At 48.8% G+C, this 21,876-nt stretch carries 25 protein-coding genes; 12 read left to right on the plus strand and 13 right to left on the minus strand.

Annotated elements, in window-relative coordinates:
- Nucleotides 1–628 precede the first annotated feature (628 nt).
- Nucleotides 629–1,594, plus strand: coding sequence for a GTP-binding protein (locus tag ON05_RS06520; RefSeq protein WP_029315418.1), 966 nt, complete (start codon nt 629–631; stop codon nt 1,592–1,594).
- Nucleotides 1,591–2,637: a WD40 repeat domain-containing protein gene (locus tag ON05_RS06525; protein WP_010476752.1), complete on the plus strand. Its 1,047-nt coding sequence runs from the start codon at nt 1,591–1,593 to the stop codon at nt 2,635–2,637. The genes ON05_RS06520 and ON05_RS06525 overlap by 4 nt, the downstream gene beginning before the upstream one ends.
- 19 nt (nt 2,638–2,656) lie before the next feature.
- Here the strand turns inward: ON05_RS06525 and ON05_RS06530 are convergent, their stop codons facing one another.
- A complete protein-coding gene (locus tag ON05_RS06530) occupies nt 2,657–3,220 on the minus strand; it encodes a Uma2 family endonuclease (protein ID WP_010476751.1) in 564 nt (187 codons plus the stop codon).
- A gap of 363 nt (nt 3,221–3,583) precedes the next feature.
- Between ON05_RS06530 and ON05_RS06535 the strand changes: the two genes are divergently transcribed.
- On the plus strand, nt 3,584–3,940 hold the full coding sequence (locus ON05_RS06535) for a hypothetical protein (RefSeq protein WP_262561297.1): 357 nt from the start codon (nt 3,584–3,586) through the stop codon (nt 3,938–3,940).
- 54 nt (nt 3,941–3,994) lie between these two features.
- On the opposite strand, the gene ON05_RS06540 is transcribed toward ON05_RS06535, so the two are convergent.
- Nucleotides 3,995–5,209, minus strand: coding sequence for a PAS domain-containing sensor histidine kinase (locus ON05_RS06540; RefSeq protein ID WP_010476748.1), 1,215 nt, complete (start codon nt 5,207–5,209; stop codon nt 3,995–3,997).
- Nucleotides 5,210–5,290: 81 nt separating this feature from the next.
- Between ON05_RS06540 and ON05_RS06545 the strand changes: the two genes are divergently transcribed.
- The 6 genes from ON05_RS06545 to ON05_RS06570 all read left to right on the plus strand — a co-directional run bounded on the left by ON05_RS06545 (nt 5,291) and on the right by ON05_RS06570 (nt 11,291).
- The gene (locus ON05_RS06545; RefSeq protein WP_010476747.1) at nt 5,291–6,034 is read left to right on the plus strand and encodes a response regulator; all 744 of its coding nucleotides are present in this window, start codon (nt 5,291–5,293) and stop codon (nt 6,032–6,034) included.
- Nucleotides 6,035–6,636: 602 nt separating this feature from the next.
- Nucleotides 6,637–8,277: a CmpA/NrtA family ABC transporter substrate-binding protein gene (locus ON05_RS06550; protein WP_029315416.1), complete on the plus strand. Its 1,641-nt coding sequence runs from the start codon at nt 6,637–6,639 to the stop codon at nt 8,275–8,277.
- A gap of 11 nt (nt 8,278–8,288) precedes the next feature.
- Nucleotides 8,289–9,119 carry a nitrate ABC transporter permease gene (gene ntrB, locus ON05_RS06555; RefSeq protein ID WP_010476745.1) on the plus strand — a complete coding sequence of 277 codons (831 nt, stop codon included), beginning with the start codon at nt 8,289–8,291 and terminating at the stop codon, nt 9,117–9,119.
- Nucleotides 9,116–9,997 carry an ABC transporter ATP-binding protein gene (locus tag ON05_RS06560; protein ID WP_010476744.1) on the plus strand — a complete coding sequence of 294 codons (882 nt, stop codon included), beginning with the start codon at nt 9,116–9,118 and terminating at the stop codon, nt 9,995–9,997. The genes ntrB and ON05_RS06560 overlap by 4 nt, the downstream gene beginning before the upstream one ends.
- A gap of 57 nt (nt 9,998–10,054) precedes the next feature.
- A complete protein-coding gene (cynS, locus tag ON05_RS06565) occupies nt 10,055–10,498 on the plus strand; it encodes a cyanase (RefSeq protein WP_010476743.1) in 444 nt (147 codons plus the stop codon).
- Between the two features lie 145 nt (nt 10,499–10,643).
- Nucleotides 10,644–11,291, plus strand: a complete 648-nt coding sequence (locus tag ON05_RS06570) for a HupE/UreJ family protein (RefSeq protein WP_010476742.1) — start codon at nt 10,644–10,646, stop codon at nt 11,289–11,291.
- Nucleotides 11,292–11,344: 53 nt separating this feature from the next.
- Here ON05_RS06570 and purB read toward each other — a convergent pair whose 3' ends face one another.
- From purB to ON05_RS06585, 3 genes are all read right to left on the minus strand, one after another.
- A complete protein-coding gene (gene purB / locus ON05_RS06575; RefSeq protein WP_010476741.1) occupies nt 11,345–12,640 on the minus strand; it encodes an adenylosuccinate lyase in 1,296 nt (431 codons plus the stop codon).
- A 115-nt stretch (nt 12,641–12,755) separates the two neighbouring features.
- The gene (locus ON05_RS06580; RefSeq protein ID WP_262561300.1) at nt 12,756–13,319 is read right to left on the minus strand and encodes a hypothetical protein; all 564 of its coding nucleotides are present in this window, start codon (nt 13,317–13,319) and stop codon (nt 12,756–12,758) included.
- Between the two features lie 113 nt (nt 13,320–13,432).
- A complete protein-coding gene (locus ON05_RS06585) occupies nt 13,433–14,104 on the minus strand; it encodes a Uma2 family endonuclease (RefSeq protein ID WP_010476738.1) in 672 nt (223 codons plus the stop codon).
- Between the two features lie 246 nt (nt 14,105–14,350).
- Between ON05_RS06585 and ON05_RS06590 the strand changes: the two genes are divergently transcribed.
- From ON05_RS06590 to ON05_RS06600, 3 genes are all read left to right on the plus strand, one after another.
- Nucleotides 14,351–14,905 (plus strand): 2OG-Fe(II) oxygenase, encoded by a 555-nt coding sequence (locus ON05_RS06590; protein ID WP_010476736.1) that lies wholly within the window; start codon nt 14,351–14,353, stop codon nt 14,903–14,905.
- 157 nt (nt 14,906–15,062) lie between these two features.
- Nucleotides 15,063–16,502 (plus strand): TldD/PmbA family protein, encoded by a 1,440-nt coding sequence (locus ON05_RS06595; RefSeq protein ID WP_010476735.1) that lies wholly within the window; start codon nt 15,063–15,065, stop codon nt 16,500–16,502.
- Nucleotides 16,499–17,863, plus strand: a complete 1,365-nt coding sequence (locus tag ON05_RS06600) for a TldD/PmbA family protein (RefSeq protein ID WP_010476734.1) — start codon at nt 16,499–16,501, stop codon at nt 17,861–17,863. Before ON05_RS06595 ends, ON05_RS06600 begins: the two co-directional genes overlap by 4 nt.
- Nucleotides 17,864–18,132: 269 nt before the next feature.
- On the opposite strand, the gene ON05_RS06605 is transcribed toward ON05_RS06600, so the two are convergent.
- The 8 genes from ON05_RS06605 to ON05_RS06635 all read right to left on the minus strand — a co-directional run bounded on the left by ON05_RS06605 (nt 18,133) and on the right by ON05_RS06635 (nt 21,746).
- Complete coding sequence (locus ON05_RS06605) at nt 18,133–18,381, minus strand: hypothetical protein (protein ID WP_010476733.1); 249 nt, start codon at nt 18,379–18,381, stop codon at nt 18,133–18,135.
- Nucleotides 18,382–18,983: 602 nt separating this feature from the next.
- On the minus strand, nt 18,984–19,196 hold the full coding sequence (locus ON05_RS06610; RefSeq protein WP_010476731.1) for a DUF6887 family protein: 213 nt from the start codon (nt 19,194–19,196) through the stop codon (nt 18,984–18,986).
- On the minus strand, nt 19,193–19,384 hold the full coding sequence (locus ON05_RS38435; protein ID WP_010476730.1) for a DUF6888 family protein: 192 nt from the start codon (nt 19,382–19,384) through the stop codon (nt 19,193–19,195). The genes ON05_RS06610 and ON05_RS38435 overlap by 4 nt, the downstream gene beginning before the upstream one ends.
- Nucleotides 19,385–19,518: 134 nt before the next feature.
- Nucleotides 19,519–19,731: a type II toxin-antitoxin system HicB family antitoxin gene (locus ON05_RS06615; protein WP_010476728.1), complete on the minus strand. Its 213-nt coding sequence runs from the start codon at nt 19,729–19,731 to the stop codon at nt 19,519–19,521.
- Nucleotides 19,731–19,898: a type II toxin-antitoxin system HicA family toxin gene (locus ON05_RS06620; RefSeq protein WP_010476726.1), complete on the minus strand. Its 168-nt coding sequence runs from the start codon at nt 19,896–19,898 to the stop codon at nt 19,731–19,733. The genes ON05_RS06615 and ON05_RS06620 overlap by 1 nt, the downstream gene beginning before the upstream one ends.
- A 7-nt stretch (nt 19,899–19,905) precedes the next feature.
- On the minus strand, nt 19,906–20,124 hold the full coding sequence (locus ON05_RS06625) for a hypothetical protein (RefSeq protein WP_029315413.1): 219 nt from the start codon (nt 20,122–20,124) through the stop codon (nt 19,906–19,908).
- 56 nt (nt 20,125–20,180) lie between these two features.
- Nucleotides 20,181–20,387, minus strand: a complete 207-nt coding sequence (locus tag ON05_RS06630; RefSeq protein WP_010476724.1) for a BrnT family toxin — start codon at nt 20,385–20,387, stop codon at nt 20,181–20,183.
- Nucleotides 20,388–20,402: 15 nt separating this feature from the next.
- Nucleotides 20,403–21,746 carry a cytochrome P450 gene (locus ON05_RS06635; RefSeq protein WP_010476723.1) on the minus strand — a complete coding sequence of 448 codons (1,344 nt, stop codon included), beginning with the start codon at nt 21,744–21,746 and terminating at the stop codon, nt 20,403–20,405.
- Nucleotides 21,747–21,876: the final 130 nt, after the last annotated feature.

Here is a 21,876-nt window from a genome sequence, read left to right on the forward strand (position 1 = left end):
CATGGGGGTGATCAACTGTCGATGGTGGCAGGTTAGTAAAATTGCATGATTTAGAAGCCATTGACTGCACCTCAGCGGCTAAATCATAAGATCCCACCTCTACCGAGTTCAGCCTTATCCCCTTCACATCATATTGACCGATTTAGTCTGTTCTAAGTCTGTCGTTCACGCTCGGGCTTTTAACTCTAAGGCTGACCTTTTTTCAAAAGAAGTGTATAACTCAGCTCTTTTTGGTATCGGCTGTTACAGAGATTAGTGGCTTCAGAAGTAAATATTATGAGTTGAAGTTGGGGGCAATCGATCAGCGCGGTCCAAGTGGATATGGGGGTATGCAAGGGTTTGATAAACCTATCTCAACAAGACTTCCCTATGCCTTCAATCCCAAGGATTCTACTGAACAATCCATTGCCTGATGAGAGGCACCGAATCTTCAAGGTTAGAATTCACCAGTGGCCAGACTTCTTCAATGTCAATTCAATGCTGGAAGGTCTTCTGATGGAGAGCACTTTTCCCTGAAAATCTAGCCAGCTAGAGCCTACAGAGTTCCAAGCCCCCTCATAACCATGGATCTAGGTACAGCTTGATCCTATCTGATGCCACCTTTGACAATCTCTCGATAAAGCTCTTTATGGTTAATTTATCTTCCGCCGTCCCTGTCACCGTATTAACTGGATACTTAGGGGCAGGCAAAACGACCTTACTCAATCGCATCCTCACCCACGAGCATGGGAAAAAAGTCGCCGTGATTGTCAATGAATTTGGGGCTGTGGGTATCGATAATCAGCTCGTCATTGATGCGGATGAAGAAATCTTTGAGATGAACAACGGCTGCATTTGCTGTACGGTCCGGGGAGATTTGATTCGGATTATTGGGAATTTGATGCGACGACGCGATCGCTTTGATCACTTAGTCATAGAAACCACGGGGTTAGCCGATCCTGCTCCTGTGATTCAAACCTTTTTTGTGGATGAAGAGATTCAGGCCCAGCTTGATTTGGATGCGGTGGTCACTGTGGTGGATGCCCAGCATGTTGAAACCCATTGGCAAAGCGAGGAAGTGCAGGAGCAAATTGCCTTTGCTGATGTGATTCTCCTCAATAAAACCGACTTGGTCCCTCCAGAAAAGCTCACAGAACTGGAGCAAAAAATGCGGGCGATGAATGCAATGGTCAAAATTCACCGCACCCACCAATGTCAAATTGGGATGGATGCCATTCTGGGCGTTAAGGCCTTTGACCTGCAGCGGGCGTTGGAGATTGACCCAGAATTTTTAGGAGAAGATGCTCATGAACATGACGAATCTGTGTATTCTTGCGCTCTTGTAGAACCAGGGGCCGTCAATCTAGACAAGCTGAATACTTGGATGAGTGACCTCCTACAAACCCACGGTCCCAACATTTTTCGGATGAAGGGCATTCTCAATGTCGAGGATGAGGACCGTCGTTTTGTCTTTCAAGGGGTGCATATGATCTTTGAAGGGTCTCCTGATCGTCCCTGGAAATCGTCTGAGACCCGCCAGAACGAAATTGTGTTTATTGGCCGAGATTTAGATGCCATGAATTTAGAAGCCTCTTTCCAAGCCTGTTTAGTGTGAGTACAGCGCAGTTTAAGCTTCAGGCCAAAGATCAGCTCTCTGACTATGTGCGGGGGTTAGCCTGGTCGGCAGATGGCCACACTTTAGCGGCGGTTTCGGCAGCGGGAGAGGTGGTGCTGTGGACTGATGCAGATCGCCCCAGCCGACGGCGGATCGAGGTGCAAGGGGTGTGCGATCGCACCTGTGATTGCGTCGGTTTCTCCGCCAATCATCAATTCCTGGCCGTAGGAGGAGAAGCGGGCCTATTACAAGTGTGGGATCTACAATCCGACTCTCCTAGGCTGGTGTTTAAGGAGTCCTATGGGTCTAATTGGATAGAGCGGTTGGCCTGGCATCCGGTGCAGGAGTGGCTGGCGATTCCCGTCAATCGCACGGTGCAAATCTGGGATCTCTCCCACCAAAAACAGGTGGCAACCCTAGACTTTGAAACGTCCACCGTTCTGGATTTAGCATGGCATCCCACGGGACAATATCTAGCCGTTAGTGGTCAGGGCGGTGTCAAAGTCTGGGATGTGCAGAAACCAGAGAGTCCCCCCGTCCGGTTTGAGGTGCCAGGGGCGAGCCTTACCTGCCGATGGTCTGGGGAGGGGCAGTACCTGGCATCTGGCAATCTGGATCGCACCCTTTCCGTCCTAGCGTGGGGGCAACCTCCGCCCTGGTTGATGCAGGGATTTCCAGGAAAGGTGAGTTCGATTGCCTGGTCCGATTCCAGTCCCCCACTCTTAGCCGCTGCCTGTGTGGATGGGATTACCGTTTGGCGGCGACAGGGCAATCAATGGAGTAGTGAGGTGTTGACAGAGCATCAAGGATTTGTAAAGGCAATAGCATTTCAGCCAAACTCCCAACTTTTAGCGTCCGGGAGTAATGAGGGGGGTGTTCTACTCTGGCCTAAGGCCAAAAAGGTGAGCCAAACGCTGAAGTCTTTAATGTCAGGAACAGCTTGTTTAGCCTGGCATCCCTCTGGGAATTTTCTAGCAGGCGGAAGTAGGGATGGAAAGATTATGATCTGGACACTAGGATCATCTAAGCAAGGATTTGGTTAGTGAGTGTCATCATGAAGATTCAATTCGTACCGAGCTTTAACCAGCTAAATATTTCCTCTGCCGTCAGGTTCAAGTCCATTCCATCTAGACCTTGGAGCTGTTGGTCACCCCGATAGATTTCTATCTCTTTGTGAGGTGTTAATACCAGCACAGAGTAGTCATCTGGATCGATTAACCAGCCCAAGAGACCGCCATGACGTATACAGTGAAGTAGATTATCAATCACACGATTGGCATTCTGATCGGGAGAAAGAACTTCAATTGACCAATCTGGAGGCTGAGTAAAGTTATCTTCTGGCTCCCCCCAGTCATTCAGTTTAATTTTATCTAAAGACACCACCACAAGGTCAGGGACCACTGAGCGACCCCCAAAGGTACAGCGCAGTTCAGGTAAAGTCAGATAACGGCCCTCTGAATCCTCTAATTTAGTCAATAGCCGCTTTTGCAATAAAGAGTGTCGAACTTTAGGCATTGGTTTTTGAGCTGCCTCGCCATCGACATATTCCCAAGCTGGTGATTGTTCCAAATTCGGGAATTTAAGAAACTCTTCTAAGGTGAGTGTTTGAGTCTTGGCAAATGTCATGCGAGTCCTCCAAGCTTGAGCCTAGCATAGGTCGATAGTTATGGTTTAGCTCCCGATTGATTGCGTCAGACCGTCAGACCGTTAGACTGTCGTATAACCATAGTTAGGCAGCAATGCTGTTAGCTCACCCCTAAATTTCGCAGCATGCTTTATCACCCCCTTCGCAAGACGTTGACCGAAGTCCGGTCCGCACTTGATAGGTTCCATGGTCACACCGGTCCGGACTTTCTCGAACCTGTATCACCCGAATTACAAGTGCTTCTTAACGGAATCGAGTCTACAAAAGTCGGAATCCGAGCTTACCTCGAATTTCTGCATGCAACATGTACAGCAACCCCAAATGATCATGTTTTTGGGCCAGTAATGCACATCAACGATGTACATCTTGCAGCTTCAATCACTGTCCCGTTTGCACTTACGCCCGACTCCACTGTCCCGACTGAATCGTATGGTCCTGTAGAATTTCTGAAAGAGAAGCTATGTGTTCTTCTCTGCGCCATCAAGATTTATGTTCACTGGAAACAATACACAAATGGTAAACAGCCAACCAAATGGCAAGGATTCGAAAGTGTAATTCCGGCTGAGCAATTTTCCGATTTCATGCTTCTCGACAGCACCACACCTTATCTTGGGAGGCTTTTTCAGAATATAGTTGAGAGTAACGATATGGCTAAAACTGGCGTCGAATTTTATCTTGGTGCAACAGTAGACACGCTGTAACCACCTGCATAACAATACTGTCTTGACAGTCAAGTAGTTGGCATTACATATGAGCTAATCTGGCGATTCCAGGGGCAAACGGATTCGAAAAGACGTCCCCATGCCCAGGGTACTGTCAAAGGTGATGGTCCCGTGTAGTAGGGCCACAAACTGTTTGACGATATTCAGCCCCAACCCCGTCCCTGGAATATTGCTGACATTACGTCCCCGATGAAAGGGCTCAAATAGAAACGGTTGATCTGCCTCGGGAATGCCTAAGCCGTGATCGGTAATTTGTAGGGTCAGCTGCTGTTTGCGGCGAGCTAGCTTTAGCTCAATCGGCTTGGGGTTGGGGGAATAACGAATCGCATTCTGCAAGATATTGACCAGAATCGAGCGCAGCACTTGCTCATCCATCTGCACCCATATTTGGGTGTGGCGACAGGTGAAGTGCAAGGCATGATCGGGGGTGGTTGGCTGCAGTTCCTGCAAAACCTCGCGACAAAACCCAACCAGTTCCAAAGTCGTGGGGGTGAAGGGCAACTGCTGGGCTTCAATCCGACCGAGGACCAAAATATCATCAATCATTGCCGTCATTCGATCGGTATTGGCAATAATGGCCTGCAGGTACTCCTGCTTTTGGATGGCCGAAAGTTGTTGGTCATAGCGCTCCAGGGATGAAACCGAGAGAGCGATATTATTCAGGGGGTTACGGAATTCATGACAGACCATGGCTACGAAGCGCGATCGCAAATCACTAAGTTCTTGCAATTGTTGGTTGGCCTGGAGCAACTCTGCGGTTCGTTCTTGGACTTTGAGTTCGAGGGCTTCATTGGTTTGCTGGAGAATTCGCTCTGCCCACTGTCGTTCCGAGACATCTCGAAAGGTGACCACCGCCCCCACAATCTGGCCCTGTTCATCCTGCATCGGGGTACTGATATATTCCACTGGGAAAGAGGTGCCATCTTTGCGCCAGAACACTTCATCGGTGACTCGGTGAACAACCCCGTCCTTAAAGGCGGCATAAATTGGACAGGTCTGGCGGGGATAGTGACTGCCGTCGGGATGGGAATGATGCAAGACCCGATGCATGGACTGGCCGATCAGATCCGATGTCTGCCAACCAATCATCTCCGCTGCGGCTGGATTCACAAAGGTGACGTTTCCCTCTAAATCGAGGCCATAGATTCCTTCCCCCACGGAATTAAGAATCAGTTCATTTTGCCGTCGTAACTGTTCCAGTTCACTGGCCGTGGGCGAGGGAGCCTCTGGAACCCAACTGTTATCCATTACACCAAAGCGTCCTCCATAAAACGGTTAACTAACGGTTATGCGATCGTCAGAAACAACAATGAGGTAGACGCTGGAGCGATGACCCAGACGATTCTCATTATCGAGGATGAGGCCCAGACTCGCAGGGTGTTCCTTAGCAGTTTATCTTTTGAGGGGTTTAGTGCCTTAGAGGCCAGCTGTGGCTGGGAAGGGGTAAAGTTGGCTCAAACCCACCATCCGGATCTGATTGTTTGTGACATTATGATGCCAGATATGGATGGCTATCAGGTGCTAACTGAGCTGCGACAAAGTGCTGATACGGCGGGCATCCCGTTTATTTTCCTGACGGCAAAGGCGACCATGGCTGAACTGCGCGTCGGCATGAACCTAGGGGCGGATGACTATTTGACCAAACCTTGTACGGTGGGACAGTTTTTAGATGCGATCGCAACTCGTCTGCAGCGCCATGCCAACTTCCAACAGCAATCTCTGGAAGCAACCCCTCCCACTCGTATTTTTCCTGACTGTCCTCGACTCAATCCTATCTTTCAATTTATTGAAGACCATTATCAGCAACCGATTCAGCTTCAGGACGTCGCCCAGGTGGTCGGCTATTCTCCGGCTTACCTGACCAGCTTGGTCAATAATCAAACAGGCCGTTCCGTTAAGCAGTGGATTATTGAACGCCGGATGGTGCAAGGCCGCCAACTATTGTCGGATACGGATGCATCCATCAAACAGATTGCGTCTAAAATTGGCTACACCGATGCGGGCTACTTTATTCGTCAATTTCGCCGAATTCATGGGGTTTCTCCCCAGGCTTGGCGACAAAGCCAAAAATAATACGAGGGGCCGGAGACCAGGTCTGCCTCGACGGGTTAACGCCAACCGAAAGAAAGTCCCATCATCGCTAAAGATTCTCCAATGCGTTGGGGATGGGTAGGCTGATAGGATTTGAAGTGAGTATAAAAAATAATCTGTTTAAACAAACTTACTAGGCTAAAAACGCTAATTAATTATATTTATATTTTCAGGATGTAAAAATAATTCATGTCTTGAGAATGATGGAATAAGTCCGGGTGTAAGACTTCAGCTTAATGCTATAAATGACTGATTTCTGAATTAGAAGAAGAGGCTGGGCAGGGCTTATTTTTTTCTGAAATCATGACATATATGGGTTTCCTTGGGCGTAAAAGCCTTTTATAGGTCAAATTTATATGGTTTTGATCAGGTTTTTATCCGTTTACCCCTGATTTCACTTTCCATTTGTCTGAATAGTCATAAAGCAAAAAGTTTTGACGATGTCAATGGGATTTTTGTATTTGTAAAAAATAGGGATGCCTGAATTATTTCAGTTTTTGCGAGCCGTATCAAATACTACAAAATCACTTTAAAAATCAAGCTTTAATTATTTTCAAATCTAGCAATGCCTATACCCGGAAATTATGGCGGTATCTTCGTTTAATCACTCCGCACAGAAGTGGAATAACCTCACGTCTCAGCGGGGGAACCTCCGTGAATTAGAGCTACTCTGCATCATTTGCGGTGGGTCGCATATGACCCAAGATCATTGGCAATATATGGAGACCCTCCCCAGCGACCCGGTGGAGATGATTGATGATCTGATCAAAATGCGACTGTATAAGCCTGAAGCGTTGGGATTGGCGGAGACGATCAGCCAAACAGAACTGAGAAAGCAGCTTTTTCTCAAAACGGTGTCCAAGGGTGACCCGAAGCGCGAGCGCTTGGTCAATGACTTAATTCAGCTTGCTGGTGGATTGGATCAGGCCTTCTCAGCGGCCTTTGGTCCCCAAGCGGGTCGATTCTTTAGTGATGCCCAACGTGTGAGCAGTGTGACTCGCCGGGAATTTCTGCGCAATATTGCGGTTGGAGCGGCTCTGGTGACCCTCACGAACTGTGCCCCTGGCGGTGATAAGCCCGATATTGGGGACACCAACGTCGATCCAGAATTAACCGCCAAGCTGGAAAAAACAGATCTCAAAGTGGGCTTTATCCCCATTACCTGCGCGACGCCGATCATTATGTCTGAGCCGTTAGGGTTCTACAAAAAGCATGGTTTGAACGCCAAAGTGGTCAAAATGCCCAGCTGGGGGGCGGTGCGAGATTCTGCGATCGCAGGTGAACTCGACGCGTATCACATGCTTGCTCCCATGCCCATCGCCATGACCTTGGGATTAGGGTCCAGCTCCTTTGGCGTCAAGCTGGCCAGTATCGAGAATATTAATGGCCAAGCAATTACCGTGGCCAACCGTCATAAGGGCAAGGTCAAAGGTCCGGCAGACTTCAAGGGGTTTGTGATTGGTGTGCCCTTCCCCTACTCTATGCATAACCTGCTGCTGCGCTACTACCTCGCAACGGGGGGCATTGATCCAGATAAAGATGTCAAGATTCGTCCCGTTCCTCCCCCTGACAGCATTGCCCAGTTGGTGGCCGGTGATATTGATGCCTACTTAATGCCGGATCCGTTCAACCAGCGAGCCGTCTTTGAGGGAGAAGGATTTATCCATAAATTAACGAAAGATTTGTGGCCTAATCATCCCTGCTGTGCCTTTGCCGCCAGTGATGAATGGATCGACGCCAATCCCAATACCTTCCGGGCCTTAAACAAGTCGATCATCGAGGCGGCTGGCTATGCTAGCAAGGCTGAAAATCGGCCCGAAATTGCTAAGGCGATATCTGAACGAGCCTTCTTGAATCAGCCAACGGAAGTGGTGGAAGCCGTTTTGACGGGCAAGTTTGACGACGGCAATGGTCAAACCCTGGATATTCCCGATCGGATTGACTTTGACCCCTATCCTTGGCAAAGCTTTGCCAACTGGATTTCCTCTCAGCTTGTGCGCTGGGACTTGCAAGGCGATGGTAAGGCCAAAACCGCCATCGATGGCAAGTATGACGAAGTGGGCAAAGATATTTTCCTCACCGATGTTGCCCGTGAACTGGCGACGGAACTAGGGCAGACTCCGCCTGACGAAATCTATAAAACTGAAACCTTAGCCTTTGATGAATTTGATCCGGCTAATCCAGCCCAATACATCGAAGAGCAAATCAAGAAATATGATGTTTAATCCCAGAAATCATGGCCCTGAGTACTGATCAAAGCCCCAAAGCCCCCACCAAACCAGGACTCTCTGAGAATGCTCAAGCAATCCTGATTTCCCTGCTGTTTCTGGGACTGTTTCTTACGGTTTGGGAAGTGGGGGCCAATGCCAAAATCTTTGCCAAGGGCATGCCCAATGCTACCGACACCCTGGGAGAACTCTGGTTTTGGATTTCCGACCCCTTCTTTGACAATGGCCCCAATGATTTAGGGATTGGCTGGAATTTGCTGACGAGCCTGCGCCGGGTGGCAATTGGCTATACCTTAGCGTCTATTATTGCGGTTCCTCTGGGAATCTTACTGGGCATGTCTCGGGTAGCTGCCAAAGCCTTTAATCCCTATGTGCAGCTCCTCAAGCCAGTTTCTCCTTTGGCCTGGCTACCGTTGGGACTTTATATTTTTCGCAATTCCGAGAATACAGGCGTTTTCATTATCTTGATTAGCAGCATCTGGCCGACCCTGGTGAATACCGTGTTTGGCGTCGCCAATGTGAGTCCTGAGTATCTCGATGTGTCGAAAACCTTGGGTGCGTCCAAATTGAGGACGGTCTTTAAGGTGATTATTCCTGCGGCCCTTCCCAATATCATTGCTGGTTTACGCATCAGCATGGGGATTGCCTGGCTGGTGATTGTTGCGGCTGAGATGCTCCTGGGCTCTGGATTAGGCTATTTCGTCTGGAATGAGTGGAATAACCTGTCCATCTCCAATATCTTGGTGGCCATTTTCATTATTGGTTTGGTGGGTATTGTTTTGGACCAAATCTTCGCTTATCTGGAAAAATTAGTCTCTTTTGGACGGCAAGCCTCATGATCACCTCTTCTTCTCCTCCTGTTGATATGGAAGCGTCCACTAGCGTTCAACTGAGCTTGCGCGATGTCTCAAAAGTTTTTCCCGCTAAAGGGGGAATCCCATTCTTCAAGCGCGAATCAGCATCGAACTTTATCGCCATTGAAGATATCAGTTTAGATATCCAACACAATACCTTTGTCACCATTATTGGGCCATCGGGCTGTGGCAAATCGACGCTATTGAACATCATTGCTGGCTTGAGTACCGCCACCTCTGGCACCGTCGATCTGGATGGTCAGCCTATCCTCGGTCCTGGCCCAGATCGAGGCATGGTCTTTCAAAACTATGCACTGATGCCCTGGATGACGGTGGAGGAAAATATTCGGTTTGCGGTGGAGACCGTTTATCCGAAGTTATCCAAGCAACGTCTGCAAGGGATTGTCCGGGAAAATATTAATCGAGTCGGGTTAGATGGGGCTGAGAAAAAACACCCCCATGAATTATCCGGCGGCATGCGGCAGCGGGTCGGCATTGCCAGGGCCTTAGCCATTGACCCCAAAATTCTGCTGATGGATGAGCCTTTTGGGGCTTTAGATGCCTTGACGCGGGGCTTCTTGCAAGAAGAGGTGGAGCGCATTTGGGAGCAGGATCGCAAAACAGTGGTCATGATTACCCACAGTATTGATGAAGCCCTCTTGCTATCCGATCAGATCGTGATGATGACCCGGGGGCCAGCCGCCAAAATTGATGAGGTTTTAGAGGTGCCCTTCCCCCGACCCCGCAACCGCTTGGAGGTGGAGCAACATCCTGAGTACCACAAGCTCAAGGCAGAAATGGAAGCCCACCTATACCGGGAGACGCGGTTTGTAGAACAGGACCGGATCAAGGTCAAAGCCTAACCCCCTTGAAGATTCACTTTTCGACTGCAAATTTCTTATTTTGGAGAATCCATTCCTATGGCTATTGCTGAAATTACCGAGAAACTTCTAGCAGCAAAGAAAGCGAAAGGTATTTCCTTTGAAGATTTAGAAAAGATCTTGGGTTGCGATGAAACCTGGATTGCCTCGGTGATTTATCGCCAGGCAAGTGCCTCTACCGAAGAAGCTGAGAAGATCGTCACAGCGTTGGGCTTACCCGCAGAGCTAGCGGAACCCCTAACCGTACCGCCCATGAAAGGATCTTTAGAACCCGTTATTCCTACGGACCCGTTAGTCTACCGATTCTACGAAATCATGCAGGTTTATGGAGTGCCGGTTAAAGCCGTGATTCACGAGAAATTTGGGGATGGCATTATGAGCGCCATCGATTTCTCCATTGAGGTAGATAAAGTGCCGGATCCAAAAGGCGATCGCGTTCAGGTAACCATGTGTGGAAAGTTCCTGCCTTATAAAAAGTGGTAGGTCATTCCCCCAAATTTATACCAACCCAATTCCTTGAGGACAAGATGATTGGCGATGGTGGCCAAACCGTCCACGGAGTTGAAATCAAAGACGTATCAGTAGGCCAGTGCGAATGCTAAGTATGTTATTTTCCATGGGGTCAAAAATGAGGGGGGCTGGGTCTTCCGCTTGGGGCCGTTCCCTCTGGGGTATCTTACTGGCTGGGTTTGGGCTCTTACTCTTCACCCCGAATGCCCTAGCCCACCATCCCCTAGACGGTCGTTTACCCTCGAATTTCTTTGAAGGCTTTATGTCGGGGGTCGCTCACCCCGTTATTGGTGTCGATCACTTTGTATTTGTGATTGCTGTGGGTTTGTTATCGGCTCTGATGCTTCATGGCATGACGATTCCGATTGCCTTTGCGATCGCAGGTCTGGCGGGGACGGGAATTCATCTCCAACGATTAGATTTGCCTGCTCCAGAGTTTTTTATCTCTGCTTCAGTGCTACTATTTGGGGTTTTGTTGGCTCTCAAGCGCCATCCCAACTGGCAGATAGTTACTGGATTAGCGGCAGTTGCAGGAGTTTTCCATGGCTATGCCTATGGGGAAGCAATTGTGGGTGCAGATATGACGCCCATGGTGGCCTACTTAACGGGTTTCACCGTTATTCAACTTGGGGTTGCCCTGGGAGCGAGGGTTATTGGGCAACAGATGCTCAACCGTCATCAGATGCCGGAGTTGCCACTGCGGTTTTCGGGCTTTGCCATTTGTGGGGTCGGCGCAGCCTTTCTCTCTTCCGTTTTTTTGGGATAAGGGAGATAGTTGAGAATTTCTAAGTTCTTACCCTATAAGCAGCGGTAAATCCCTTAGATATCCAATCGCTGATAAACCTGATCGAGGTTCTGTAAGTGGCGACTGGGGTCAAAACAGTGGTCTAGTTCCTCAGCTGAGAGTCGTTTTTGCACCTGTGGGTCTTGGCTGAGGGTAGCTTTAAAGTTGCCGCCTTCTTTATTCCAGGCTTGGTGAGCATGGGTTTGGACAATGGCATAGGCCTCTTCGCGAACCATCCCTTTATCCACTAGGGCGAGTAGAACGCTCTGGCTAAAGATAACGCCACCATACAGGTTCATATTCCGCTTCATATTCTCGGGATAGACCTGGAGGTGCTTCACTAGGTCGGTGATTTCCACCAACATAAAGTGAGTCAAGATGGCGGCATCGGGAACAATCACCCGCTCCGCAGAGCTATGGGAAATATCCCGTTCATGCCAGAGGGCCACATTTTCCAGCCCCGTCATGGCATAGCCCCGGACCACCCGAGCCAGTCCCGTGAGTCGTTCTGACCGAATCGGGTTGCGCTTGTGGGGCATGGCCGAAGAGCCTTTTTGCCCCTTAGAAAAGAACTCTTCCACTTCCAGCACATCAGTCCGCTGAAGATTGCGAATTTCTACAGCAAATCGCTCAATGGATGCGGCCACTAGGGCTAGGGCATTGAGATAGTAGGCATGACGGTCCCGGGAAATCACCTGGGTGGAGGCTGCTTCTGGTTGTAGCCCTAATTTTTGGCAGGTGAGGCATTCAATCTGGGGGTCGATATTGGCATAGGTGCCAACGGCACCTGAGATTTGGCCAACGGCGACTTCTTTTTGCGCTGCGATTAGGCGATCGCGATGTCGCATCATTTCAGCTAACCAGCCCGCTAGCTTAAATCCCAGAGTAATGGGTTCGGCATGAATACCGTGACTACGGCCCACCATCACGGTTTGGCGATGCTGTTGGGCTTGGTAACGAATGGCTTGAATCAGATTTTCCAGTTGGGGCAGCAAGATATCGAGGCTGGCCACCATCTGCAGAGCAATGGCTGTATCCAAGACATCGGAGCTGGTCATGCCCAAATGGATATATCGCCCGGCTTCACCGACGTATTCGTTGACGTTGGTCAAGAAGGCAATCACATCATGCTTGACTTCCGCTTCGATTTCTAAAATGCGCTTAACGTTAAAATTGGCTTTGGCTTTGATCGTGGCTAAGGCATCAGCAGGAATCTTTCCCAGTTCTGCCTGGGCTTCACAAACGGCAATTTCCACCTGTAACCAGGTTCTGAACTTATTCTCGTCTGTCCACAGATCGCCCATTTCGGGCAAGGTATACCGCTCGATCAATGTATTGCCTAGATTTCAACTGAACTATTGTACGCTGCCTTGCTATTCTCTAACGGTTTTTAATCGGTAAAGGCAGAGCGCCAAGATTAGACAAAGCCAGCAGTACACAGGGAATTCAGTCTTTGCTTAAACTGTCCTGTAATTTAGCGAGTAATTCTGCGTAAGCATCCCTCGCTTCTCGAAAGGTCGCGTCAGGATGAGCAGCGCGAAATGCTTTGACAGCTTGCGCTTCGTACTGGTCTTGTACCGCTTGAATAAATTCAATTGGAACCGAGCGTCCACTTTTCAGACCAAGATTAGGATGTGCTGGGTCCCATAATCCCCAATCCAGTGTGCGCGGGAATCTTCCCCAACGCTCTTGTTCGTAACTACACACAAACCCTTGGATTTGATCTAGTTTAAGATGTCGGCATGACCGACATTTTGCGGGAACATAAACCTTACTGGTGTAGTAGGGTGTATTCACCAAAATAGGATTTGTGGGGCCTTTAATGGGACAAGGGCCATGATCGAGCGCCAGGTATCCCTGTACTTGCTCCATCGCCCGCGTACACCCGCCCTCAAAGAGATGATCACAACTTCGACATTTTTGGGGAATTGCCCCCCACCCGAAATGGCAATATGGGACGGGTTCAACCGAACCGGGGACAGTGCAGCGTGGAAAAGCAGTTCTAAACATTTATCCAGATCTCTTCTATGCCTATCAGCACAGCACCCTTAATGACTTTTTCACTAATGGTCATGATCTGAGCGAAAGTAAATGCTCATCCAATCTAGCAATAGACTTAGGAGTTATTGCTCTTGATCGGGCTGATGGGTCTGAAGCCAACTCCTCAAATTATTTAGAGCTGGGATCTCCCCATCCTGTTTACACTGCTCTAAATATCGATAAAAAATCTCTTTGGGAACCCAAGGGAACGTAGGGCTGACTTCGACTTCTTGATATTGACGTTGAATAAGCTGAAAAATACTAAGCGTCTTGCCATTGTAGCGCCAGAACTCTGGTACTCCCATCACCGCATAGAGGCTATTTTTATCGACATCCGTATGGGTGATATCAATTTCAATCACTAGATCAGGGGGAGGATCTTTCTCCAGATCAACTGTTCGTCCCCTTACTAACGCTTCATTTTGGATGTAGTAGCAGCGATCAGGCTCAGCTCCCTTAAGTAGATCATGGCGACGAAGCGTTGTAGAGGCCATACTTTTGATATTGAAGCCACTTTCGCTGGTCACAGCCTTGACGAAATCCCCGATGATGTCGCTAGGATTTTCATGGGCTTCCAAAGGAACCATAAATTCTAAAATCCCTTCGTCATAAGTAATGTGAGCAGCCCGATGTTCGCCAAACGCCTCCAAAATTTTCTCATAGGTCTCCCAACTCACGCTATGGAGGGTTAAGCGTTGCTCGGCGACAGGGGTAGATATGAGTCCATCAGTGGGTGGTGGTTCAGTTTTAACCACGATCAAGCTCCTGATTAGTGAGATGTTTCTAAGATTAAGGCAATCTACTAAAGGGGCGACATGCCCCATGAACACCTTGCTACTTGGGCAATAACCAGATAGACAAGACAAAAGATGGGCCACAAAGGATGTATCTCCAGCTCACCTTACTGATAATGATATTGCCACTATACCAACCCCATTTACGCCATCACCGGTCTCCTGCCCCTCTTTTCTCAAGTGAAGCGATCTTCTAGGGGAATTCCCATGCCCGAGTACAACTGGATTACCGAACAAATTTCAACCGTTACGGAATTCTTGACACCCGCAGAATGCGAATCATACATTGACCTGGCGGAATCCATCGGTTTTGAGGATGCACCTATCAACACGGCGTTTGGCCTTCAAATACAGAAAGATGTGCGTAACAACTCTCGTGTAATCCTTGATGACATCGAACGAGCCGCTGGATTGTTTGAAAAGATTACGGATTATGTACCTGTCAATATTGGTGATTGGGCTATTTGCGGGGTTAATGAAAGATTCCGTATCTATCGCTATGATGTGGGCCAACAGTTTGATTGGCATTACGATGGGTATTTTGAACGAAACAAAGATGAGCGTAGTCAACTAACGTTCATGGTCTATCTCAATGATGGTTTTGCAAGGGGTGAAACAACCCTTGAATCTATTGAGATCAGACCTCAGCAAGGGCTGGCATTGTTCTTTGTGCACCAAATACGTCATAAAGGCCAATCGGTTACGGATGGTAGAAAGTATGTTCTTAGAAGCGATGTTATGTACCGACGGATGAAAGCATGAGTATGGAATGAATCAGAGCGATAAAAAGCAGGTTGGATGACTTGCCAGCTTTTGCATCAACAGCTTATACCTGACCATTAGTTCTGAAGAGCTGTTGTGCCCTCTTAGGAAACGTTACACTAGCGCTTACGCACCTTATTTATCGAGCAATATAGATATGAAGTTTGACCTTCATCAGGCTCTCAATACCTTAGATATCAACGCGGATTGGGTGGGCCTACGTCAGGTGAATGAGAAAACCACCACCCATGCCGTTCGAGACGGGCGACCCCAAAGTAATGGTCGCGATTTTACCCAAGGCGTGATGGTGGAAGTCCTCGCGGAAGGCCAGTTTGGCTATGCCGCCACCAACCGCTTAGACCCAGCCAGTTTGCAAGGGGCCGCTGAGCAGGCGTATCAACAAGCGATCGCAACCTCTAAATGGGCCGTCCATTCCTTTACCCCCGAGGTGCGTCCTAAAGCCGTGGGCCAATACCAATCTCCCTTTCAGCAGCCCCTAGACCTGATTAGCGTTGCCGATCAGCTCGATCTATTGGTGAAAGTCTGTGACACTCTCCATGTTTCTGACCAAATCGTAAAAACCAGCGCCTTTACCCAAACCCTAGAAACGGAGCAGATTTTCGTTAGCAGTAACGGTACGGATACCCACCAAACCTTTGGGTTTGTAATCACCAACTATGAAGCGACGGCCCAAGACGGCAGCATTATCCAAAAACGCACCGACAATGGTCCCTTAGCCCGCTGTTATCAGGCTGGCTCTGAAGTATTTGACCCCGACCAGGTGCTCGCCCGTGCCCAGCAAGTGGGGGAACAGGCTATTGCTCTACTCGCCGCCGAAGACTGTCCCACCGCCACTACCACCTTGGTGCTGGCACCGGACCAGATGATGCTGCAAATTCACGAGAGTGTTGGTCACCCCCTAGAACTGGATCGGATCCTTGGAGATGAGCGGAACTATGCTGGATCCAGCTTTGTAAAGCTCTCGGACTTTGGTCATCTGGTGTATGGCTCGCCGCTGATGAATATTACCTTTGACCCCACGGTACCCGGTGAGTTTGCAGGCTATGCCTTTGACGATGCTGGGATGCCTGCTCAACGGGAGTATCTGATTAAAGAAGGTCTACTACTACGGGGACTAGGAAGCTTAGAAAGCCAAGTCAGAGCCCAGGTGCCAGGGGTTGCTAACTTCCGGGCTCGTTCCTGGAACCGCGCCCCCATTGACCGGATGGCCAATCTCAACCTAGAACCGGGCCAATCCTCCTTTGAGGAGATGATTAGCACTATCGAATCTGGCGTCTATATGGAGGCCAATCGGTCCTGGTCCATTGATGACTATCGCAATAAGTTCCAATTTGGCTGTGAATATGCCCGCCTAATTGAAAAGGGCAAGCTGACCAAAGTCTTGCGCAATCCCAACTATCGCGGCATTACCAATCAGTTCTGGGGGAATCTGGCGCAAGTGGGGGATGCCAGCACCTTTGCCATGTATGGCACCCCCTACTGTGGCAAGGGCGAACCCAATCAGTGCATCCGGGTCGGCCATGCTTCGCCCACCTGTGTATTCAAAGAAATCGAAGTATTTGGAGGAGCCGCATGAGCACTAGCGTTGTAGTCAGCCCCACGGAGACCCTGGCGGCGTGGGAATCCACCTTTAACCAGTTGGCCGATTTACTGTTGGATAACCTACAGGCGGGAGAACATCTCTCCATTGAGTTGGCGGGAGAGCAAAGCCACTTTATGCGCCTCAATGCCGGGAAAGTTCGCCAGTCGGGTCTAGTGACCGATGCTAGCATTAATATTCGCTTGATTGCCAACCAGCGCACGGCCTATGCGGGATTCCCCTTTACGGGAGATCTGGCGGTGGATAGTACCGTGGCTTTAGAGCAACTCCAGCAATTGCGCCAAGACTTACCCCAACTGCCAGAAGACCCCTATATTGTCCTGCCGGAAAACTATGGCTCCAGTCGGGAAGCCTATTCTGGTCAGCTACTCGCCCCCGATCAGGTCTCTGCTGCCCTTTTACCTGCGGTGCAAGGGGTCGATTTTACGGGCATTTATGCCTCAGGTCCTATCGTTCGCGCCAACCGTAACTCCGCAGGTCAACAGCATTGGTTTGCCACGGAAACCTTTGTGCTTGATTATTCCTTAATTGCCCCCTCTGAAAAAGCCGTCAAAGCCACCCTGGCAGGCCAAGCCTGGGACCAAACCGCCTACACGGACCAAATCCAGCAGTCCATTACCCAGCTCGAAGTGCTCGATCGCCCCGTTCAGGTGATTGAACCAGGGCAATATCGCACCTATTTTGCCCCCGCTGCCACTGCTGAATTGATAGGTATGCTCTCTTGGGGCGGGGTGAGTGAAGCCTCCATGCAGCAGGGCGGCAGTGCCTTGGCTAAACTTCGGGAAGGCAAGTCTTTGTCACCCCATTTGTCCTTAAAAGAGAACTTCAGTTTGGGCTTGGTGCCTCGATTCAATAGCTTGGGAGAGGTTGCCCCGGAAGAGGTGCCCCTGCTTGTGGAGGGTCAGCTCGTTAATACCCTGGTCAATGCTCGCACGGCCAAGGAATATCAAGTTACAAGCAATGCTGCTAGCGCCCATGAGGGGATGCGATCGCCGGAAGTATCGCCTGGAACCCTCAGCACAGCAGACATCTTGGCGCAATTGGGAACGGGGTTATACCTATCTAATTTGCATTACCTGAACTGGAGCGATCGCACCGGCGGACGAATTACGGGGATGACCCGCTATGCCTGCTTTTGGGTGGAGCAGGGTGAAATTATTGCACCGATTAAAGATCTGCGGTTTGATGACAGTCTTTATGAATTTTTAGGTACAAAGTTAGAGAACCTCACCGACACCCAGGAATTTATCCCTTGTGTGGACACCTATGGCGCTCGCTCCTTGGGTGGTTCTCTGATGCCAGGATTACTGGTTAATGACTTTACCTTTACCCTGTAACCCAGTATGAGTAGCAGTTTTAAGCCTGACGCCTTGTCTATGTCTCAAAAGTGATATTGGATAATTGCTAAATGTCCAACAAGTAGCGGTCTAGATTTACTTGTGCTCCCTTCTCTGTGGAGTTTACATCACGAAAATGGAATGGTATTCCACCACAATTTGTGATGGTCTTCAGTTAACTTTCATCAAACGATTGAAATCAGCAGTTGCTAAAGGGCTAAAAGGTAATTTCTGTATTATTGATCCGCTGCATCGATTTGTTATTCATCTCAAGTTAGCTGCTGATCGGCTCTCGTGTATCGCCCTGATTCCAACTCAGCATCAAGAACCGCGCGGAGAGCTTCGACAAACTCCCTCTTGCAAGCTGGGTCGACACTGCCTCCATCATCTAATAAACTCATGTCGCTGAGTTCGTCGGCTATCAATCGCTCGGGCAGATACTTCCATCTACGCAGCAGGTACTCATATGCTGCCAAGTAGGCTTGTTCAACAGTAATTTCGTCAGAATATTCAGTCATTTACAGCAAATGATTGGTAGCTTGCTATGAGTCATCTCTTCTACTCCGTTCCCAGTCATTCCAATATTTTTTGCATGCCAGAGACAGATTGGTGTAGGTAACTAAAACACCGTTGTCCAGCTCACAAGCGGCATCCACGTAGTTTAGATACAGTATGCCATTAGTACAGCAGACTGAGATGTGGCACTCCTCATCTTTTGCGCTCAGGATTTCGAGGTCACAATCCCTCAATTGAGTGAGATCTTTGGAAAGCTCTGAGTTCTCGAAGGGGATGAATGCCGCATTACTACAACTGTGAAGGTGTACCCAGAGAAACTTAGACCCACTGGCTAGTACATCACATAGATACTCTACTTCGACCTTCACAGAGATGTCGCCGGGACACTCACCACTGAAAGCGACAATGCTACCGTCGTGTAGCAGGTTCCAGATATTAACACAGGAACTCATCAGAACTCAGGTCACTATGGTTGGTTACCCTCACAATTGAGGACTTGCGGCATAACAGTTTGCTTAGCCGCATTCGTTCCAGATCCGCTGGCCACAGAAGAATTATCAGTAGATGTCCGTTGCAGCACAGTGTAATGCCACCGCCGACGCGATTAATTCGATTCCGCTTCACCAGAAGTTATTTGTTGGATCTTTTGCTCTAAAGCATCCTCCCAGTTTGGATCACCAGGATTGATTGTAATCATTCGCCCTGACGCTTTTGAGCGATCAACGTAGACCTGAAAGGCATTGATGTCTTCTCGATGAGCTAAGACATACTGACGTAACTTGTCAAGATTCATCTTGTCAAAATTAGCTTGTGTCATGGCTCATACCCTCCACTTGGCTTGATCTCAAAATCTAGACTGTCCCCAGCGAGCACATACAAGTTACCCGTTCGCTCATCGATCCTGACAAGTTCAACAGATCTAAACTGCCATCCAGGGTAAATTACGTTGGTCAGGCGATAGCAGAGTCTATAAAGCCCTTGAGCTTGCTCATCATTTGGTTCCATGTTTGTTCAGTTTAACCTAACCCACTGATGATAGCGGCTTGGAGCTTTGCACACACAGATAGGCTCACTGGAGTGAGCAAATAGACACAAAGAATACAGTAGCTGTGTAAATCGAGCGTCCGAAGTAGTGCTTATTAGGCAGCAACTTCTATATAGGTCGATGAGGTGGATGGCTCAGGGATCTTATACCCTTCTAACTTTAGTCCATTCAAATGAAACTCGATAGCTTCACGCATATTTTGTTCAACCTCTTCGTATGTTAATCCAGTTGAAACACAGCCAGGTAAATCAGGTGAATAAGCTGAATATCCAGTCTTTGTTTGTTCAATTATGGTGAGATAACGCATTATTTCAAGCCCGCTTGTTTTAAGATACTATTCAAAGTCCCTGCTGCAAGATCATCACTCAGTTTTCCTGAAACAGTTACTAACCCAGTTTTTGTGGAATGTTTGTACTGACGATGACTACCTTTTGTTCGAGCACCGACACGCCCAGCCCAGTGGCACCAGTGCATGCGATTGTTATCCGCTTTGTGCCTCGACCGTATGTCCTTTGAGATAGTCTCGTAGAGCAGCATTGACAGCCTCGTCATCTGGGAATGTGTCCTTCAGATCATCGGCTATCCAGACTATTTGGGGATGGTGCTTTGCTTTGGATGCATACTTGCTACGCACCACGCCTTTCAACTGTGTAAAGTCATACTCTGGCAGCATATCACCAGGATCTGGATCAGCCATCATTGTAGTTTTCTCGTTCGCATTTGGTTGCCTTCCGAACCCCAATAATGCGGACCACGTCATTCTGGTCGGTGGGCCATACAATTCAGAAGACGGCCCTTGTTGGAGATACCTGTAGTGAGATAACGGTCTTCATCGCCCGAATGCATTGAATCGTAACCAGTCATGCCGTTGGCATCATCGAATACGGCGGAGGCTTTGTAAAAGCTAACACCATGTTTGGCAAGATTGATTGCAGCTTTGGCAGCATTCCATTCAAAGTCCATAAACTGAGTCGATAATTACTCAGACAAAGCCTTAAAAGTCACTTTGAGACCATCTCGGGGACGAGGCGAAGGCACAACCATTAAATCTAGATTTTGGTCAGGCAACAATTGCCAGTCATAATGCCGCAGCAGAGTTGCAGCAAAGATTTTCATCTCCAAACGCGCAAACTCCTTGCCCAGGCATTCTCGAATCCCGCCACCAAAAGGGAAATAGCCAAATTTCTGCCGTTCTGCACTTTGCTGAGCCAGCGCCTCAGGGCTAAACCGTTCCGGGTCAAACTGCTTAGGGTTTGCATATAGCCCTGGATCTTCATGGGTACCGCCAATGGAGCAGAGAACCGACCAACCTTGGGGAATTTGATATCCGCCAAACTCACAGGTCTCCAGAACCGACCGAAATACCCCACCCACAGGGGGAATAAGCCGCATCACTTCCGTCAATACCTGTTCTAAGTAGGTCATTTCTTTCAACCCTTCTAAGGTTAGCGGACTATCCGTATCCCATTGCTGCTGCTCCTGATGAAGACGGGCTGTAATCTCTGGATGCTGAGCCGTAAGCAAACAGAAGGAGGTGATCGCTGACGTTAAGGTTTCATGACCTGCAAATAGCATCAGCAGCACATTATCTTTCAATTCCTCCTGACTTAGCCCTTGGCCGTCCTCATCACGGGCCTGGATCATTAGCCCTAAGGTGTCATCACCAGGGTCTGACAGGGACTGTCGGGCTTGAATAATGTCTTCTAATTCCCGTAACAGCAGATCACGACAGTGTTTAGCCCGTCCAAACCGTGTCCAAGGCAACGAGATGGGCAAAGAGAATAATCCACCACTCCAGATTTCAAAGTATTGTCCTAAGGGAGTCTTTGAACCCTGATCAAGGCCAACCAATAACTTACAGGCCACATCTAGCGTGAAGTTACGAAGTTCTGGATACCAAGTTAATGTCTGTGCTTGTAGCCATCGCTGAGTATACTGCTGTGCAATATCAGACATAGCCCCAACATAGGTAGATAGTGTTCGGGGTTTAAACGCTTGAGCTAACAGCTTACGACGGTTTCGATGCAGTTCTCCTGTTTGGATCACCAGCGACAAGGGGCCGAGTAACGCTTTCGTTGTTGGAGGCCAGCTGGCCACAAAATACTTATTCTCGTTGGTGAGTACAAACTGATTCGCCTCCATTCCACGAATCACGATGGCAGGACGGCCTAACAAACGAGTTTTGAAAATAGCGCCGTAAGCTTCATGTTGCTTGGTGATAAAATCCGGATCCCGCAAGAACTGCAGTGATTTACCAATCACGGGTAAGCCTAAACTACCAGGGGGGAGCGGAGGATGATTGGAGAGATTGGAAGTTGTCATAGGGAAAAATTGCTAGATGGATCGAAGAAGACACACGCTACACATTCGAGAAGTACTCGATACTATGATCTACCGTATATTCAGTCACCGTACGCTTGCATAAAGGATAGATTTCCTGAAAAGATATCTA

It is taken from the genome of Acaryochloris sp. CCMEE 5410 (assembly GCF_000238775.2).
Lineage (GTDB): Bacteria > Cyanobacteriota > Cyanobacteriia > Thermosynechococcales > Thermosynechococcaceae > Acaryochloris.

Coding starts and splice junctions, on each gene's coding strand:
- ON05_RS06520 (WP_029315418.1), top strand. CDS start 629: ATGGTTAATTTATCTTCCGCCGTCCCTGTCACCGTATTAACTGGATAC.
- ON05_RS06530 (WP_010476751.1), bottom strand. CDS start 3,220: ATGACATTTGCCAAGACTCAAACACTCACCTTAGAAGAGTTTCTTAAA.
- ON05_RS06535 (WP_262561297.1), top strand. CDS start 3,584: ATGCACATCAACGATGTACATCTTGCAGCTTCAATCACTGTCCCGTTT.
- ON05_RS06540 (WP_010476748.1), bottom strand. CDS start 5,209: ATGGATAACAGTTGGGTTCCAGAGGCTCCCTCGCCCACGGCCAGTGAA.
- ON05_RS06545 (WP_010476747.1), top strand. CDS start 5,291: ATGACCCAGACGATTCTCATTATCGAGGATGAGGCCCAGACTCGCAGG.
- ON05_RS06550 (WP_029315416.1), top strand. CDS start 6,637: ATGGCGGTATCTTCGTTTAATCACTCCGCACAGAAGTGGAATAACCTC.
- ntrB (WP_010476745.1), top strand. CDS start 8,289: ATGGCCCTGAGTACTGATCAAAGCCCCAAAGCCCCCACCAAACCAGGA.
- ON05_RS06560 (WP_010476744.1), top strand. CDS start 9,116: ATGATCACCTCTTCTTCTCCTCCTGTTGATATGGAAGCGTCCACTAGC.
- cynS (WP_010476743.1), top strand. CDS start 10,055: ATGGCTATTGCTGAAATTACCGAGAAACTTCTAGCAGCAAAGAAAGCG.
- ON05_RS06570 (WP_010476742.1), top strand. CDS start 10,644: ATGAGGGGGGCTGGGTCTTCCGCTTGGGGCCGTTCCCTCTGGGGTATC.
- ON05_RS06580 (WP_262561300.1), bottom strand. CDS start 13,319: ATGTTTAGAACTGCTTTTCCACGCTGCACTGTCCCCGGTTCGGTTGAA.
- ON05_RS06590 (WP_010476736.1), top strand. CDS start 14,351: ATGCCCGAGTACAACTGGATTACCGAACAAATTTCAACCGTTACGGAA.
- ON05_RS06595 (WP_010476735.1), top strand. CDS start 15,063: ATGAAGTTTGACCTTCATCAGGCTCTCAATACCTTAGATATCAACGCG.
- ON05_RS06600 (WP_010476734.1), top strand. CDS start 16,499: ATGAGCACTAGCGTTGTAGTCAGCCCCACGGAGACCCTGGCGGCGTGG.
- ON05_RS06605 (WP_010476733.1), bottom strand. CDS start 18,381: ATGACTGAATATTCTGACGAAATTACTGTTGAACAAGCCTACTTGGCA.
- ON05_RS06610 (WP_010476731.1), bottom strand. CDS start 19,196: ATGACACAAGCTAATTTTGACAAGATGAATCTTGACAAGTTACGTCAG.
- ON05_RS38435 (WP_010476730.1), bottom strand. CDS start 19,384: ATGGAACCAAATGATGAGCAAGCTCAAGGGCTTTATAGACTCTGCTAT.
- ON05_RS06615 (WP_010476728.1), bottom strand. CDS start 19,731: ATGCGTTATCTCACCATAATTGAACAAACAAAGACTGGATATTCAGCT.
- ON05_RS06620 (WP_010476726.1), bottom strand. CDS start 19,898: ATGCACTGGTGCCACTGGGCTGGGCGTGTCGGTGCTCGAACAAAAGGT.
- ON05_RS06625 (WP_029315413.1), bottom strand. CDS start 20,124: ATGATGGCTGATCCAGATCCTGGTGATATGCTGCCAGAGTATGACTTT.
- ON05_RS06630 (WP_010476724.1), bottom strand. CDS start 20,387: ATGGACTTTGAATGGAATGCTGCCAAAGCTGCAATCAATCTTGCCAAA.
- ON05_RS06635 (WP_010476723.1), bottom strand. CDS start 21,746: ATGACAACTTCCAATCTCTCCAATCATCCTCCGCTCCCCCCTGGTAGT.